Origin of the sequence: Aureimonas sp. D3 (assembly GCF_001463805.1) — a bacterium.
Taxonomy (GTDB): domain Bacteria; phylum Pseudomonadota; class Alphaproteobacteria; order Rhizobiales; family Rhizobiaceae; genus Aureimonas; species Aureimonas ureilytica_A.
Genome location: NZ_BBWM01000047.1, coordinates 32,399 through 48,503, shown reverse-complemented (window position 1 = coordinate 48,503; position 16,105 = coordinate 32,399). Strand labels below are relative to the sequence as shown.

General features: G+C 65.6%; 16 protein-coding genes. 7 read left to right on the top strand and 9 right to left on the bottom strand.

Annotated elements, in window-relative coordinates:
- The coding region (locus tag AUL36_RS14120; RefSeq protein ID WP_156418396.1) for a cytochrome P450 at nucleotides 1-667 on the bottom strand (667 nt) is incomplete at its 3' end.
- 226 nt (nucleotides 668-893) lie between these two features.
- Here AUL36_RS14120 and gyrB point away from each other — a divergent pair.
- Nucleotides 894-3,344 (top strand): DNA topoisomerase (ATP-hydrolyzing) subunit B, encoded by a 2,451-nt coding sequence (gene gyrB / locus AUL36_RS14115; RefSeq protein WP_062221802.1) that lies wholly within the window; start codon nucleotides 894-896, stop codon nucleotides 3,342-3,344.
- Nucleotides 3,345-3,755: 411 nt separating this feature from the next.
- Here the strand turns inward: gyrB and AUL36_RS14110 are convergent, their stop codons facing one another.
- Nucleotides 3,756-4,967 carry a pentapeptide repeat-containing protein gene (locus AUL36_RS14110; protein ID WP_192843840.1) on the bottom strand — a complete coding sequence of 404 codons (1,212 nt, stop codon included), beginning with the start codon at nucleotides 4,965-4,967 and terminating at the stop codon, nucleotides 3,756-3,758.
- Nucleotides 4,968-5,742: 775 nt separating this feature from the next.
- Between AUL36_RS14110 and AUL36_RS14105 the strand changes: the two genes are divergently transcribed.
- The 3 genes from AUL36_RS14105 (at nucleotide 5,743) to AUL36_RS14095 (ending at nucleotide 7,898) form a co-directional block, all read left to right on the top strand.
- Nucleotides 5,743-6,288, top strand: a complete 546-nt coding sequence (locus tag AUL36_RS14105; protein ID WP_156418394.1) for a hypothetical protein — start codon at nucleotides 5,743-5,745, stop codon at nucleotides 6,286-6,288.
- Between the two features lie 155 nt (nucleotides 6,289-6,443).
- Nucleotides 6,444-6,854 carry a hypothetical protein gene (locus tag AUL36_RS23840; protein WP_156418393.1) on the top strand — a complete coding sequence of 137 codons (411 nt, stop codon included), beginning with the start codon at nucleotides 6,444-6,446 and terminating at the stop codon, nucleotides 6,852-6,854.
- Between the two features lie 429 nt (nucleotides 6,855-7,283).
- Nucleotides 7,284-7,898 (top strand): hypothetical protein, encoded by a 615-nt coding sequence (locus AUL36_RS14095; RefSeq protein WP_062221798.1) that lies wholly within the window; start codon nucleotides 7,284-7,286, stop codon nucleotides 7,896-7,898.
- Between the two features lie 712 nt (nucleotides 7,899-8,610).
- Here AUL36_RS14095 and AUL36_RS14090 read toward each other — a convergent pair.
- Nucleotides 8,611-8,832 carry a DUF1330 domain-containing protein gene (locus AUL36_RS14090; protein WP_306302834.1) on the bottom strand — a complete coding sequence of 74 codons (222 nt, stop codon included), beginning with the start codon at nucleotides 8,830-8,832 and terminating at the stop codon, nucleotides 8,611-8,613.
- 205 nt (nucleotides 8,833-9,037) lie between these two features.
- On the opposite strand from AUL36_RS14090, the gene AUL36_RS14085 reads away from it, so the two are divergent.
- The 3 genes from AUL36_RS14085 (at nucleotide 9,038) to AUL36_RS14075 (ending at nucleotide 10,614) form a co-directional block, all read left to right on the top strand.
- Entirely contained in the window at nucleotides 9,038-9,508 is a 471-nt protein-coding gene (locus AUL36_RS14085; RefSeq protein WP_062221796.1) for a hypothetical protein, read from the top strand.
- A 171-nt stretch (nucleotides 9,509-9,679) separates the two neighbouring features.
- A complete protein-coding gene (locus AUL36_RS14080) occupies nucleotides 9,680-10,015 on the top strand; it encodes a hypothetical protein (protein WP_058599165.1) in 336 nt (111 codons plus the stop codon).
- Between the two features lie 167 nt (nucleotides 10,016-10,182).
- Complete coding sequence (locus AUL36_RS14075; protein WP_062221794.1) at nucleotides 10,183-10,614, top strand: GFA family protein; 432 nt, start codon at nucleotides 10,183-10,185, stop codon at nucleotides 10,612-10,614.
- A 781-nt stretch (nucleotides 10,615-11,395) separates the two neighbouring features.
- Here the strand turns inward: AUL36_RS14075 and AUL36_RS14070 are convergent.
- The 6 genes from AUL36_RS14070 to AUL36_RS14045 all read right to left on the bottom strand — a co-directional run bounded on the left by AUL36_RS14070 (nucleotide 11,396) and on the right by AUL36_RS14045 (nucleotide 16,032).
- Nucleotides 11,396-11,788: a VOC family protein gene (locus AUL36_RS14070; RefSeq protein WP_062221792.1), complete on the bottom strand. Its 393-nt coding sequence runs from the start codon at nucleotides 11,786-11,788 to the stop codon at nucleotides 11,396-11,398.
- Nucleotides 11,789-11,794: 6 nt separating this feature from the next.
- Nucleotides 11,795-12,613 (bottom strand): 3-methyl-2-oxobutanoate hydroxymethyltransferase, encoded by an 819-nt coding sequence (panB, locus tag AUL36_RS14065; protein WP_062221790.1) that lies wholly within the window; start codon nucleotides 12,611-12,613, stop codon nucleotides 11,795-11,797.
- A complete protein-coding gene (panC, locus tag AUL36_RS14060; RefSeq protein WP_062221788.1) occupies nucleotides 12,610-13,479 on the bottom strand; it encodes a pantoate--beta-alanine ligase in 870 nt (289 codons plus the stop codon). The genes panB and panC overlap by 4 nt, the downstream gene beginning before the upstream one ends.
- 99 nt (nucleotides 13,480-13,578) lie before the next feature.
- Nucleotides 13,579-14,886, bottom strand: a complete 1,308-nt coding sequence (locus AUL36_RS14055) for an FtsX-like permease family protein (RefSeq protein WP_062221786.1) — start codon at nucleotides 14,884-14,886, stop codon at nucleotides 13,579-13,581.
- Between the two features lie 4 nt (nucleotides 14,887-14,890).
- Nucleotides 14,891-15,562 (bottom strand): ABC transporter ATP-binding protein, encoded by a 672-nt coding sequence (locus AUL36_RS14050; RefSeq protein ID WP_062221810.1) that lies wholly within the window; start codon nucleotides 15,560-15,562, stop codon nucleotides 14,891-14,893.
- Between the two features lie 5 nt (nucleotides 15,563-15,567).
- Nucleotides 15,568-16,032 (bottom strand): hypothetical protein, encoded by a 465-nt coding sequence (locus AUL36_RS14045; RefSeq protein WP_062221784.1) that lies wholly within the window; start codon nucleotides 16,030-16,032, stop codon nucleotides 15,568-15,570.
- Nucleotides 16,033-16,105 lie beyond the last annotated feature (73 nt).

Sequence of the window (16,105 nt, the reverse complement as noted above, 5' to 3'; positions counted from 1 at the left end):
TGCGGAAATAGCGTGCTGCCGAGCGCCCCCGCCAATGGCCGATGCGCGGCAGGAAGCTTGGCGCATCCAGAATATCCAGCGGATCGACCCGGCCCATATGCGCCATGAAGACGTCCATGGCGCGGGCGAATTCGGTCGGCTCTCCGGTGATATCGTCGGAAAACAGCGTTGCCTGGAGGATGTCGTAGGTCAGGAGCGTCATCTCGTGCGAGATGTCGAGAACGCCCTCCGAGCGCGCCGCCAGCCCATCGGCAAAGTTCTGCGAGCGGTCGGCCATGACGCGGGCGAGACCCACCACGTTGCGCGGGGCGAAGACCGGGGCCATGGCCTTGCGTGTGCGCTTCCACAGATCGCCCTCGGCCGTCAGCAGCCCGTCGCGCAGGAGCGGCTTCAGGACGCGCTGGCGCAGTGGCTGCATGACGTAATTGGCGGCATTCTCCACCAGCGTGCGGCGGATGAGCGTGGGATCGTTGACGACGATGGTGGGCGTCTTCAGCCAGTCGTTGCGCAGCACCGGCTCGTGAAAGGCGCTCTCTCCCCAGAGCTCGATCGGGTTGCGCGAGGCCGTCAGAAGGAAGGCGAAGAAGCCGAGCGGCTTGTCGTGCGGGCGCGGGGCGGGGGCCAAAAACGGAGCCAGATCGCTCATCGGGGACGACAGGTCGGTCATCAACGTCTCTCCTGCGCGGCGACGCCAAGCGGCGTCGATGGCGTCCTGTCGATATGGGAAAGCGATCATGGCGACGAAAGGGCCACCGAACCAAGGCGCGTTTCTCTCCCTTGGCCGTCCAAAGCCCGTAAAGCTTGGATTGCGATGCAAAAACTTCTATATGAAGGCGGTCGAACAGACGAGCCGCGCGGCCCCGCCCGCCGCGCCATGACCCGTTAGGAATGCCATGTCCGAAGCCCCCGAGACCACAGAAACCGCCAGCGCGGAATACGGCGCCGATTCCATCAAGGTGCTGAAGGGTCTCGACGCGGTTCGCAAGCGGCCGGGCATGTATATCGGCGACACGGACGACGGCTCGGGCCTGCACCACATGGTTTACGAGGTGGTGGACAACGCCATCGACGAGGCGCTGGCCGGCCATGCCACGCATGTCACCGTGACGCTGAACCCGGACGGCTCCTGCACCGTGACGGACAATGGGCGCGGCATCCCGACCGACATTCACACGGGCGAGGGCGTGTCGGCGGCCGAGGTCATCATGACCCAGCTCCATGCCGGCGGCAAGTTCGACCAGAATTCCTACAAGGTCTCGGGCGGACTGCACGGCGTCGGCGTGTCCGTCGTCAACGCCCTGTCCGTGTGGCTCAAGATGAAGATCCGCCGCAAGGGCAAGATCCACGAGATGAGCTTTACCCACGGCGTGGCCGACGCGCCGCTGGAAGTGACGGGCGAGGCGGGCGACGAAACGGGCACCGCCATCACCTTCCTGCCCTCGACCGACACGTTCCGGGGCGTGACCACATTCGACTACGGAACGCTGGAGCATCGCCTGCGCGAGCTCGCCTTCCTGAATTCGGGCGTGCGCATCATCCTGACCGACAAGCGCCATGCCGACGAGAAGCGTAGCGAACTCTTCTACGAAGGCGGCCTGGAGGCGTTCGTTCGCTATCTCGACCGGGCGCGCAAGCCCCTGCTTTCCGAACCGATCACGGTGAAGGCCGAGCGCGACGGCATCACCGTCGAGGCCGCGCTCTGGTGGAACGACAGCTATCAGGACAACGTCCTGTGCTTCACCAACAACATCCCGCAGCGCGACGGCGGCACGCATATGGCGGGCTTTCGCGGAGCCTTGACCCGGCAGGTGATCGGCTATGCCGAGTCGTCCGGCCAGCTCAAGAAGGAGAAGGTCCAGCCCACCGGCGACGACTGCCGCGAGGGTCTGACCTGCGTTCTCTCGGTCAAGGTGCCGGACCCGAAGTTCTCCTCGCAGACCAAGGGCAAGCTCGTCTCCTCCGAGGTGCGCCCCGTCGTCGAGGGCGCGATGAACGAGGCGCTGAACGCCTGGTTCGAGGAGCACCCGTCCGACGCGCGCACGGTCGTCGGCAAGATGGTCCAGGCGGCGGCGGCCCGCGAGGCGGCCCGCAAGGCGCGTGAGACCGTGCGCAAGGACGTGATGAGCGTCTCGACGCTGCCCGGCAAGCTCGCCGACTGCCAGGAGAAGGACCCGGCGAAGTCCGAGATTTTCATCGTCGAGGGCGATTCCGCAGGCGGCTCGGCCAAGGGCGCCCGCTCGCGTCAGAACCAAGCGATCCTGCCGCTCCGGGGCAAGATCCTGAACGTCGAGCGCGTGCGCTTCGACCGGATGATCTCGTCCGACCAGATCGGCACGCTGATCACCGCGCTCGGGACCGGTATCGGCACGTTCGAGGGCTCGACCTACGGGTTCGACGCCGACAAGCTGCGCTACCACAAGATCATCATCATGACGGACGCCGATGTCGACGGCGCCCATATCCGCACGCTTCTCCTCACCTTCTTCTTCCGGCAGATGCCGGAGCTGATCGAGCGCGGCTATGTCTATATCGCCCAGCCGCCGCTGTATAAGGTGACGCGCGGCAAGCAGAGCCAGTATCTCAAGAACGAAAAGGCGATGGAGAACTACCTGATCGACACCGGCCTTGAAGATGCGATCCTGCATCTCGACGGCGGCGAGGCACGGTCGGGCCGGGACCTGCGCACCGTTGTCGAGGACGCGCTCGTCGTGCGCCAGCTCCTGTCCGGTCTCCATTCGCGCTATAGCCGTCAGATCGTGGAACAGGCGGCCGTCGCCGGCGCGCTCTCGCCCTCGGTTGCCGATAACCAGGGCGAGGCCGAGGTCATGGCCGACCGCATCGCCAAGGCGCTCGACACTGTGTCGGAAGAAACCGAGCGCGGCTGGATCGGCGAATCCGACGGCATGGGCGGCTATCGCTTCCAGCGCACCGTGCGCGGCGTTCTCGACGTGCAGGCGCTCGACGCGGCGCTGATCCATTCGGCGGACGCCATTGCGCTGCATCGCCTCTCGGCGCGTTTGGCGGAGGTCTATCCGCTGTCGCCCATGTTGAAGCGCAAGGAAACCGAGCGCGCCATTCTCGGGCCGCTCGATCTCGTGAACGCCGTGTTCGAGGTCGGCCGCAAGGGCCTGTCCACCCAGCGCTACAAGGGCCTTGGCGAGATGGACCCCGAGCAGCTCTGGGAAACCACGCTCGACCCCGAAGTGCGCTCGCTGCTTCAGGTCAAGATCAACGACGCGACGGATGCCGACCAGCTCTTCTCCCGCCTGATGGGCGACGAGGTGGAGCCGCGCCGCGAGTTCATCCAGGACAACGCGCTGCAAGTCGCCAATCTCGACATCTGACGGCGTGCACCGCGCGCCTGCAAGTGATTGCACCCCTGGCGCAAGTGATTGCGCTCAACCTGCAAGCCCTTAAGCTGACCAAAGGAAGCCGCCGGAGTTGATCCAGGCGGCTTTCTGCATCCATCCCGGATTTGTTCCGAGCGTCTTGGCTCCCCTCCAAAGCGGTCCTCTGGATCTAACCAACTAGCTTTCGTCGCGAGTTTGATCCTCCCGAAGATGGGCCGCAACTTCGGTCTTTCTGATCTCGTTGACGGCAGGAGTTAGCTTTCGCCCAAAAGCGGACCAGCAGCTTTCGGCCCATTGCGTGCGTCTCAAGGGGGGGCAGCCTATGCTTGCTTCTTCAACCACGATGGACCAAGGCCCTCGCATTCGGTCGGGTTTGCGATCCCCTTTCGTGCTCTGTGCCACCGGTCAACGCCGAATGCGATTTCCCAGAATGTAGCCGAACAGTCCCATCAGGATGATACCGAGAGCGCCCTGCAGTCCGACCAGGATATTGGCGGTGCGTCCGACCACGGACATTCCGATTTCCGGCGGGTTGGAGGTCATCATGTTGAGCGCGCTGTAGCTGACGATGTCGATCAAACTGTGCGTCGCGGTCTCTTCTCCATGCGGAACGAGCCCACCCAAGAGACCGTACAGGGCGGCGAAAAGCGCGATCAGGATCAGGAAAGCCCGCAAGACCCGCGACATGCTCTCTCCGTAGTCGCAGAGCCATTCCACGAACCGATCCGAGGCCCAGGCATAGGTATGAAGCAGGGCTGGGCCCCAGTCTTTCCGGTGCGTGGCTTCGCGCGCCTTGGTCCAGGAACTCAGGCAGCCCATCTTGCGGCCCTTCTTGTAAGCCCAACCGGCCTCCGCCTTGGCTCCGATGCTGGTGAAATTGGCCTCCAGCACGCTGTAGCTCCCGCGCGCGCCGTCATAGTTTCGGTCGATTTCCTCGCCTACGGCACCATCGAGCTGCTCGACCCGGAGCCGGCATCCCTCGATCCAGGCACCGTTGAAGCGGGCGTGCCTGAGGTTGGAATTCGACAGGTCGAGACGAATGAGCCGCGTTTCGGAAAGGTCGGCCCCTTCGAAATCCGTGCCGCTGAGCGTGGCGCCTGCGAAGTTCGATCCGCGCAATCTCGATCCGCGCAGCTTCGTTCCTTTGAGGCTGGCTCCTTCGAAGTCCGAAAAGGTCAGATTGACGTCCGACAGGTTCGCCTCGTCGAGGCGGGCCTTGCGAAATACGGTGCGGTCGGCATCGGCTCCCGTGAAGTCTGCCCCCCACGCGTCGGCCGCTTCGAAATCGGTCCCGTCCAGAAGCGCTGCCTGAAACCGTGCAAAGCGCAAATGGGCGGATGTGAACCGTGCATCCTCGAGCATCGCCCCCTGGAACGAGGCCTGGCCTGCAACCGCAGCGTTGAACGAAGCTCCACTGAAGTCCCCGTTCTTGAAGCTGGCTTCTTCGATCAGCGCACCGTCCAGCCGCATCCCGCGTCCGACGCCCTTCGTCAGATCGGCGCGTTTCAGATTGGCGCTGGAAAAATCCGCATCCGTGAGGGAAAAGCCCGACAGCACGGCATCGCTGAGATTCAGCCTTCGCCCTTGGGCGTCCCACCAGACAGCGGGGGCGTCCATGCTTGCAAGTGCGCGAGCGAGCGAAGGGCCATCGGCCCGCGTGCTGCGCAGAGCGACCGTCGCAGGCATCGGATACCGATCCAGACCTCGATCCGCAGCCAGCCAAGCCAAGAAGGCGTCCAAACGCTGCTGAGCATCAGAGCGATCGTCCGGCGAACTTCCAGATTCTGGCGTTTGAGTGCCGATGGCGCTCCGTTGTGCCATCGAGCTTTCCATAGTCATGCGCCTCGCAACCCATCACTGATCCGTGATGGGACAGAGGTCAGGGCGTGCGGTTTTCAAGTCACGGCACGCGAAGCAGAGCGATCGGTTCGTTTGGCGGGAAGCAGAGCGTTCCGAACGGGTCGACAGCACAAGAGCCATTCCTGCGCGATCTCGCCCAAAAAACTGACGGGCCGCTTTCGGCTCCAACCGCCCTGACCGTTTGCATCGCTGGCTCACATCGATAACGGCCTCGGACCGAAGGTCCTCCTTCACAGGGATACGTCATGGCTTCGCTCGAGCCCGCCGCAGGCCGATGATACCGGAACCTCACCGGAGCACCCTGGCCTTCGACGTTGTTTTCTTGACCGGCTCCAGATCTGTGGAGGCGATCCATCGGAGAGGCGCGCCCGAACTCGGTCACCGCGTGAGGAGGTGGGCATCATTTCCGACGTGGCGAACCTGCTGCGTGACCAGGACAACCACATGAACCGAAGCTGAACTGACCGGTTCAGCGTGCTGTGTGCCGACCGGGCCTAAGACCGTCATCACCGAAACCCAAAGGATGATGACGATGACCGACGATCTCCACGACACACCCGATCAGGCTCGCGCCGAAGCGTCGCACCTATCCTCGCCGGCGGCGCGCCGAGCGCGGCCATCCCGGCGGAACGCTCTTCTGGGCGCGGGTGCCCTCGGCATCCTGGCGCTCGGCTTTGCCGGCGGCGCGGCGGCCTGGAGCGCGAGCCAGCACCCCGAGGTCACATTCGACACCAGCCTTGCGACCACGCCGATCAGCCAACTCTCGAACGCGTCCTCGGTCGGCATCGCCGGACAGGTCGCCGAGGTCTACGGCAACAAGTTCGTCCTGAGCGAGGGCACCGCGAAAGCTCTGGTGGAAACCGGGCGTGCGGGGGAAGGAGGAAAGCTCGTTGCCGCTGGCGAGACGGTGACGGTTCAAGGCCGTTTCCGCGATGGGTTCCTCCATGCGAGCGCCATCCAGCATGCCGATCAGCGGATCGACGAGCTCGATCCGCCCCCGCCGCCTCATCGCGCGCCCGGCCATGGCCTCCGCGATGCCGGGCCAGCCGGCCCGGACGCTGCCCCCGACGCGAACTGAGCGTCGCGCAGCCAGGCCGCCCCTTCTCATCCAAATGTCCGGCGAGACCGCCGGATCGATCGCAGGCCCCTTCGATGTCCATCTCTTCGGGCACCGCGGCTCGAGCTCCATCCGCAAGGCGCCGGATCGGGCATTTCGTTCAAGGACAGAACCCCATGATCAAGTCAGCTCTGCTCGCAACGGCGCTCGCCGTCGGGCTTACCTCATTCGCGTCGGCGCAGACGGCTCCCAAGCCGAACGCTCCTCCGCCCCCGCCACCGGCCACAGCGGCGATGCCGGGACCGGGAGGGGACGCCCGTCCCGCGCCCGGCGACATGCCGCCACCGCCCCCGCCGGGCGAAGCGCCGCGACCGGGCGACCATCGCGGGCCGCCGCCACCCCCGCCGATGGGCAAGGGCGTCGAGATCCGGCTCGGCCGTGACGCCGGCATCCGCGTCACCTGCGGCGACGAGCCGATGGCGGCCTGCTTGGCGGCCGCCAAGCCGCTCACCGACCGCATCCCCGACATGAGCGTGCCGCCGGCGCCGCCCGCGCCTCTCGGCGCGCCGATACCTCCGGCGAACTGAGCGCCCAATGGCCCGGCGGCGGGTCACCGCCACCGGGTCTTTATCGCCCGGGCTTGATTGAGACATAGGCATGCCCGGACGATCTGGCTTCGCGCCGAACAGCCGTCCCGTGCGTGACGGCGCGAAGCCTGCCCTCCCTCTCGCCCAACATCGGAACGGCTATCGCCCCCGGGCTCCCCGCCTCCCATGACGCAGATGGCGGTCGGTCAGCGTCGTGGACGTTGGGACAAACAGGTGCGTTTCGATCCGTGGCGGCATCATCGAGCCGGCGTCCGATCGTCGGGCCGCGATCGCAGCCGCCCGATGTGCCGCCGACGAGGACGCTTGCGGGATTTCGCAACGCTTCGCCACGAAACCAACGCGAAGGCAGAAGCTTATGGATGAAAACCTGGTCGCGATTTGATCGCGCCTCAACCAACGGAGTGCCCCATGCGCCTGTCCCGTTCCATGAGTCTTGTCGTCGGTTCGCTGCTTCTCGCAACCTCATGGGCACAAGCCCAGGACGGACAGCCGGCACGCGTGCGCGGAACGATCGCGGCCGTCGAGGGCCAGACCCTGTCCGTGAACTCGCGTGAGGGGCCTGTGGTGAAGATCCAGATGGCACCGAATGTCGGCCTGCGCGGTATCAAGACGGCCGCAGCGAGTGACATCAAGCCGGGAGATTATGTCGGGGTCGCCTCCACTCCCGCATCCGGCAGCCAGCCTGCAGGGGCGTTGGAAGTCCTGATCTTTCCTGCAGCAATGAAGGGCGCCAACGAGGGCAGCTTCCCGTGGGATCTGCAACCCAATTCCACGATGACCAATGCCACGGTTTCCAACGCGGTGGAGAACGTATCGGGCCGCCAGTTGACCCTGACCTATCCCACCGGCTCCAAGACGGTTTCGCTCCCGGCCAACATACCCGTCGTAACCTTCGCCGATGCGAGCGCAGCCGATCTGAAGCCTGGCGCGCCGGTCTTCGTGCCCGCCACGAAGGCCCCCGACGGTACGCTGTCCACCGCCTTCGTGGTGGTGGGAAACCAGGGCGTCGTTCCCCCCATGTGACCGCCTGGCCATGCTGGGTTGATCCGATCCGAGGCGCTAGGCAGCCTCGGATCGACCGCTGACGTCACGCCCTGTGGCGAGAGAGTTTCGGGAACACCCCCCTGGAAGCACGAAGAGATTCACTTCGGCATGGCGGGGTGGTCCTCTGGTGGCAGGTCCGCACAACCCAAATCTCTGAACCTCCGCTTTTCTGCCTTGCGGCCGAAAAGCGGACCGGCAGCTTTCGGTCCTTTCAGAATCGTCGTGTGCAGCCGAGCCCGGTGGAAGAAGGAAGGCGTCTATGCCAGGGAAACCGTCATTGGGATGGTTCCCCAACCGATCGTGGCTTGGCAGACAGCGGTCCACGTTCCTGGCATCCACGATCTGGAACTGGACACCTCGACCCGATCACCCGACGAGTCTGCCGCTCGTATCGAAGCCATCCGGGGAACTGGTCCGCAACACCCGAACGCCCGTGAACGCATCCTGGCGTCCCGCGACACATCAGGAACGTCCGCTGTCAAGAAAACCGGGATAGTACTTGAACGTCACGGACGGGGCGTTGCTGCGATGAGTTCGGCGGGGTGGTTTCCGGCTGATCTGCTCCAAGGCGATGAGCCAGTAGAGCCAACGCAGCCTGCCGGATGGTTCCCGATCCTCGACCGAGGTTCACTCCATCCACAAGGATGAGGCTGCGAACGAGGGTTTGATCCCGCACTTCCAGGGCAGCGGCCTATTCTGGCGAGGCATACCACCTCCGCGCCGTTGCTGCGTCGGGGAACTCAACGACGACGATGGCGGGGTGGTGCGGTTCTCCTTCGAGGACGCTGATCGCTCCGCCACGGACAAGATGGCGGCCGCCGAAAGCTTCGATCGATGCGGCCGCGCGGGAGCGATAAGTCTCGAAGGCCGCAGCATCACGCACGGTGACGTTGGGGATCGGATAGACAGGCATCAACGACCCTCGATCCCTGACGAAATCTACCTAACGAAACGTAGTCTTCCATCCCGATGCCGGCGGACTTCCAACGAACGGCCGCTTCCACGCGGCGCAGGTGGCCGCCTCTACGGCCGCACGGGGCCAGTCTATCTCCGTATAGCAAACGTTTGCAATCTGGTACGGTCGCGTTCCCAGCCCGTGAAAAACGGCAGAGCCCGGCATGATCAAGCGCTACAGAATCCTGGCCGACTACCACCAGTTTTACCTGTGGGATCATGGGGAGAGCCCGGATGCGCCTACGGACTATACGGAGGCCGATACGGTTCTGCGCATCAAAACCGCCCCATTCGTGATCGTCGTTCAGCCCGAACGCAACATGGAGGTGCCGGTCACGGTCGAGATCAGGGACGAAGCGCCCGAGGTCGCTCTCGATGCATGGGATCATGTCGCCGAAGCCAGTCTCGCCGTGCCGTCCGGCAAGCTCGAGATCCACGAATGCACCGGGGGATCGATCGACATCCTAACGGTTCCGGCAGGCACCTACCGTGTCAGAGCCCATCACGGTGGGTTGAGAACATTGAGCGACGACGGGCTCGATGGGAACGATCACTACCGAATCGTGCTGTGGCCTGCGCCTTTCGCAGACATCGCCGTGTTGAAGCAATATGTCGATCCGAGCGCCGGATCGTAAACCGCAGGCATCGCCTCCCGATGCCTAGGCCGGGTCCTCGACACATTGCTATGTGTTCGATCCCAGGCCTGATGGTGTGGTCCTTATGAATGCGTGAAGGGATCGATTGCTGCGGTTGCGTGAGCGAATGGAAGCATGCCAACTCCGCTCGATCCATCACGGGAGATACCCATGAATGACGATGTGAAAGCTCGCCTTTACGGACTTGGCAGCGTGGTGGCCGGGATTGCTATGTCATGGCCTACCATCTTCGACCGTTTGAGGCTCGCTCGACAAGGCGCGCCCGAGGTCAGCGTCTGGTCGATGGCTTCCTTCTTGGTCGGGCCCCTGATCGTTATGGGTCTCGTAATGATGCTGCTGGGAGCCAGAACGGAACCGCTCATGCGTGACGCCGAGCGGAAGCGTATGAGGCCGTTCGGAAACATCGTGGCGCTCGCCTGTGTTGTCGCGGGATTTGGGGGAATGCTCGGAACGAGCTATCTACTGCGCTCCTATGGGTATCAATGACCCGGCCCTATTCCTAAGGGAAGGCTGGGTGGCGTCCGGACTGTCGGCTTTGGAGTTCAGAAGCAGGCATCGACCCATTTGGCATCCGGTGATGTAATCGCTTTCGGTGCGTTCGAGGCGCCAGTTCGGATTGACGCTCCGCGTCATGATACGAGAAGGTTGGAGTGATGGAACCCGAAGTGGGAGATCGACAAGGCGGCTGTCACTGTGGCGCGGTCCGCTTCCGCGTCAAACTGACAGACGGTCTGCGAACTGCACGGCGATGCACTTGTTCTTATTGCAGGATGCGTGGGGCGATCGCGGTTTCCGCGAACCTGCACGATATCGAGATCACGCGAGGCATGGACGCCCTGACTCTCTACCAGTTCGGGACCAAGACCGCGAAGCACTACTTCTGCTCCGTTTGTGGGATTTATACCCACCATCAGCGTCGCTCGAATCCGAACCAATACGGAATCAATGTCGCCTGTCTGGACGGCGTGAGCCCGTTCGACTTCGATGAGGTGCCCGTCAACGACGGCATACGGCATCCAACCGATGCATCGTCGGCGGGACCACGCATCGACGGGGTTCTGCGGTACGAACGCAATCCAGTCTAGCATGGCGGTCCGAGGCCAGTGGTTCTGGTGAACGGCAGCTTTCGGCGGAGACGTAGGTGAGCCAGGAACCGCAAGGACGTGTCGATAGCGGTTGGATCGCGTCTAGGCGACCGCTTCGCCCGTGTCGATGGGCGGTCGGACTGATTGCCCGACCGTTCGGGCGCTGACGACATGCGATGGCGGACGCCCGTCAGCGCCTTTTCGCGGCGACATCCGATACGAGAAACCCAAACGATCGCGGCGCCAACCGCTGTCAGCCACGACCCGGCATAAGCCGGTGAGATGGCTTCGATCGCGAAAGTCAGGGCCGGCAACGCTGCCGTGGTCACCATGACGGTGTAGGGATCGCAGCGTCCGATCCCGATCTGCAGCAGCAGGCGGAGCGGTGCCAGGACGCCAATAACGGACACGGCCAGCCGTGTCGCGGCAAGCCCGCTCGTCCACGCGAGCGACACATTACCACCCTGATCGCGAGGACCGGAGAGACCGGCAGGATCAGGGAGAAGCGGTGCGCCATCACCCTTCCGAACCGCCAGCCTCGATTGAGGAGCGCTCGTGATGCCGGAGTGATGGAAACAGCGCCGTCGCAGCGTTCAGGAGAAGAATCGGACCCCAAGCTGGCTCTCCAGCGCCCTTGCGCGATAGAGCTAGACAGAAGACCGCTGTCATCGCGAAGTTCAGGAATACGAAGAGCTTGGATGGAGCGGCTTAATCGGTCCCACTGATGGGTCCGGTCGGAAAGTTAGTTAAGGGTTGGTTGGTCCTGCCCCGGCCGCTCCCGTCAGTCTGCGTTCGGCTGGATCAAATCCCAGCGATTGCCGAACGGGTCGCGAAACACCGCGACCGTGCCATAGGGTTCGCGGCGCGGCGCTTCCTCGAAGGGGACGCCGCGCGACAGCATCGCGGCGTGCTCCCGCGCGAAATCGTCCGTTTCCAGAAACAGGAAGACGCGCCCGCCCGTCTGATCGCCGATCCGGGCGGCTTGGCGCGCGTCGGCGGCTTTCGCCAGCAGCAGGCCGCCCGCCGAGCCCTTGGGACGTACCACGACCCAGCGCTTGTCAGGCGAAAGGGCTCGGTCTTCCACGAGGTCGAAGCCGAGCACGCCGACATAGAAGCCGAGACCCACGTCGTAATCGGGCACCAGAAGCGCCGTCAGGGCGAGGGACTGGCGCAAGGATGGTCAGTCCTTCGGCTGATAGACATGGTCCGGGCCGGGGAAACTGCGCTCGCGCACGGCCTCGGCATAGTCGCCGACCGCCTTGTCGATCGCCGCGCCGACGTCGCCGAAGCGGCGCACGAAGCGGGGCACGCGCGCGTTGAAGCCCAGCATGTCTTCCAGAACGAGGATCTGCCCGTCGCAGCGCGCCGAAGCGCCGATACCGATGGTCGGCACCGACAGAGCGGCCGTAATGCGCTCGGCCAGCGGCTCGACCACGCCTTCCACCACCACCGCGAAGGCGCCGGCCTCCGCCACCGCGCGCCCGTCCGCCTCGATCCGCTCCCATTCGGCGCGCTCGCGCCCTTGCGTGCGGAAACCGCCGAGCGTCATGACCGATTGCGGCGTCAGCCCGATATGAGCCATCACGGGAATGCCGCGCGCGGCGAGAAAGCCGATCGTCTCGGCCATGCCCGCGCCGCCTTCGAGCTTCACTGCTGAGCAGCCGGTTTGCGACAGAACGCGCGCGGCGCTGCGAAAGGCCGCCTGCGGGCTTTCCTCGTAGGTGCCGAAGGGCAGGTCCACCACGACCAAGGCCCGGGCCGAGCCTCGCATGACGCTTTGCCCGTGCAGGATCATCATGTCGAGCGTCGCGCCCAGCGTCGTGTCCATGCCGTGCTCGACCATGGCGAGACTGTCGCCGACGAGAAGAATGTCGGCATGCGCATCCACCAGCCGCGCCGTCAGCGCGCTATAGGCGGTCAGCGCGACCAGCGGCGTGCCGCCCTTGCGCGCGCGGATATCGGGCACGCTGAGGCGCTTGGTCTCGCTGCGCGCGCTCATGCCTCTCCTCCCTCGACGGGAAGGGGCAGGACGCGCTGGTCGATCAGCAGGACCTGCCCGAAATGGGCGGTGACGAGAAGCACGGCGGGCCGGTCGGACAGGCGCTCCAGCGGCTCCAGGGATTGAGCGTCGCACAGGTCGAGCGACTGAAGCCGGGCGCGGGGCTCGGCCTCGATCATGGCGCGCGCTCCGGCCAGAAGCTGTGCGCCGTCGTGCTCGCCCGAGCGGGCCGCGCGTTCGGCTGCGTCGAGAGCGCGGGAGATCACTACGGCCGCCGCGCGGTCCTCGGGCGTCAGCCGGGCATTGCGCGAGGAGGCCGCGAGCCCGTCGGCCTCGCGCACGGTCGCAACGCCGACGATGTCCGTGCGGAAGGATAGATCGTGCGCCATGCGGCGGATCACGGCGAGCTGCTGGAAGTCCTTTTCGCCGAAATAGGCGCGGTGCGGCTGGGCGATGTTGAAGAGCTTGGTGACCACGGTCGCGACGCCCCGGAAATGGCCGGGCCGGTGCCGGCCGATCAAGACGTCCGACAGGCCCTCGACATCGACATGGGTCCGGATCGGCTCGGGATAGATTTCCGCGACATCGGGGGCGAAAACGACGTCCACCCCATGCGCCCGGCAGAGGTCGAGATCGCGCGGCAGGTCGCGGGGATAGGTGGCCAAGTCCTCGTTCGGGCCGAACTGCGTCGGGTTCACGAAGATCGTCAGCACCACGATATCGTTTTCGCGTCTGGCTCGCGCGGCCAGCGCCATATGGCCCTGATGCAGATAGCCCATGGTCGGAACGAGACCGACCGAGCGGCCGGCCGCGCGCTCGGTGTCGAGACGCTCGCGAAGCGCTGATATCGTGGATGTGAGCTGCAAGGGGGTGCCTCTCGTTGCGTCATGCCCGCTTGGCGCGGGCGCCCCGTCGTATCAAGTCGCCGGCCCGCAGGTACAGGCCCAATCTCCACGAACCGGCTCTTAGCCCCGCAGCGCCTCGGCCGGGGACTGGCGATAGGCAAGGCTGGCGGGAACGAGCGTCGCGAGCGCGACGGCGGCGAGAAGCAGGAGAAGCGTCGTGAGATCGCCGGCGCGCAGCTCCACGGGAAGCGCGATGCCGCTCGCCCCGCCCGCGACCTGCGCCAGGAGGCTGGCGGCCGCAAAGCCGAAGCCGAAGCCGAGAACGACGCCCGCGCCGACCATCGCGAAAATCTCGGCCCAGACGATGGCGAAGATCGACAGGCGCGGTGCCCCGAAGGCGCGGAGCGCGCCGATCTGCCGGCGTCGTTGCAGAACATGAACGATCACGACGAAGAGAATCGCCGCGCCGACCAGCGCCTGCGCGCCATAGGCGATGGCGGCCAGAACCGTGCGCGCGTCGCCGAGCGTCCCGTAAAGGCGCGTCAGAACTTCGGCCGGGAAGACCGCGAGCGTTCCGTCGTGCCGATAGTTCTGGCGCAGCTTGTAGGCATCCGCGATGGTGCGCGGCTTCACCACGATGGCCGGGACGCCGGGCGCATCTGGCCGCTCCAGCGCGGCCGGATCGATGGGACGGTTCAGATCGACGCTGCGGCGGGCTTCCTCGGCCTGCTGATCGTAGTCCGCTGCCAGCACCGCGATGCCGACGCCGCCGCGCGCGGCCTCCTCGCCATGGGCGGTCTCGTCCGCTCCATGGTCCTTGCTTCCCGGTTCATGGCCATGCGCCAGCCAGACGGCCTCGATCGGCACGAGAATGGCCTTGTCCCAAGCTGTGCCGGTCGGCTTCATGCGCCCGACCACCTCGTAGGAAATCGCACCATGGACATGGCCACCCTCCGATAGGCGGCCATGCAGCGGCTTGAAGCGCGAGCCGATGGGGCGCGCGACCGCGGAGCCCACCACGGCGTCCTGCAATTTCTGGAAAGTCCGTCCTTCCGTGAGGCCACCGAGGCCGCCGACGACGTCGCCGGTGGTGCCGACCACGGGATCGTCGCCGACGAAATCGCCGAAGCCGACCGGCGCGGCATAGGCGACGCGCGGGTCGGCCCGCAGGGCTGCCAGTGTGCGACCGGGCAGAAGGGGGAGGGGCGCGGGCTGGAGAAACACGGACGAGAGCACGAGCTGCGTTTCGCTGCCCGGCGCACCGATCACCAGATCGAAGGCCGAGGCGGCGCGCGCGCTGCCGAGCCGGATGGCGCGCTCGCCGAGCGTGACGCAGGTGCCGAGCGCGCTGGCCAGCGCGATCAGAAGAACGACGGCGAGGACGCCCGCCCAGTGCCGCCGGAGATCGGCCCAGATGAAACCGAACATGGGATCAGTGCTCCGGCGCGAGTTGGCCATTGGCGAGCCGCAAGACGCGGCTCATGCGCGCCACGAGATGCGGATCGTGCGTGGCGACGATCAGCGTGAAGCCGGTCTCGGCGCTGAGTTCGAGGAGAAGGTCGCCCACCGCCGCGCCCGCTTCCGCGTCGAGGCTGGCGGTCGGCTCGTCGGCGATCAGGATGCCGGGTCGGCCAGCCAAGGCGCGGGCGATGGCGACGCGCTGCATCTGCCCGCGCGACAGCGTCTCGACCCTTTGCGCCTGTCGGACGATGCCGAAGCGGTCGAGCAGTCGCTCGCCCTCGGCGCGCGCCTCGGCCAGCGGCAGGGCGCGGGACAGGCGATGGGGCAGGAGCACATTGTCCATCACGGAGAGGCCGGGAAACAGGTGGAAATCCTGCATCACGAGGCCGATCGAGGCCGCGCGCCAGCGGTCGCGTTTGGCCTCACCCAGCGTGGCGAGATCCGTCTCGCCCCAGCGCACCAGGCCCTGGCGCACCCGCTCCAGTCCGCTGACGGCGTTGATGAAGGTCGTCTTGCCCGAACCCGACGCGCCTGTCAGCGCCACGCGCGCGCCGGCTGCCAGGTCGAGGACGGGAATGGCGAGCGCCGGCGCGTCGAGGCCGGCAAAGCGAATGTCGAGATCGCGAATGGAAAGCGCCGGCATGTCGGTCACACCGTCCGGAACCGGGCATCGACGATGCGCACGAGGCTGACGAAGCCGGTTTCGGGGTCGGTCCAGGAGCCGATCTCGAAGCGGCCGGAGACTTCGATCACCTTGTTGGCCTGTTCGAAGGTCTGCGCTTCCTTCAGATAGACCACGACGATATTGGCTGGCCAGTCCGCGTCGGATGAGCAGAAGGGGCAGAGCGACATCGGAATTTCGGTGAGCACGAAGAACTTCGCCTCGGCCTTCAGGGGCGGGGCCATGAAGCCCTGCATCTCGACACTCTGGCCGGTGAGCGCCTTGGCCTTGTCGGAAAAGGACAGGCCGAGCACGCTGATCTTGCCGTAGAGATCGTCGAAGCCGATCCGCTCGATCGCGGCCAGGGCTTGGCGCGGCGCGAGCGCGAGCGTGGCAAGGGCGGCGAGACCCGAGCCGATCAGGCGCCGGCGGGTCGGGGCGAAACTGGCCATGGGCAAGCCTCCTCCAAATGGCGACAAGTCCCGGCGCGGTCAGCGCCGGGACCCGAGATGGCGGTTCAGAACG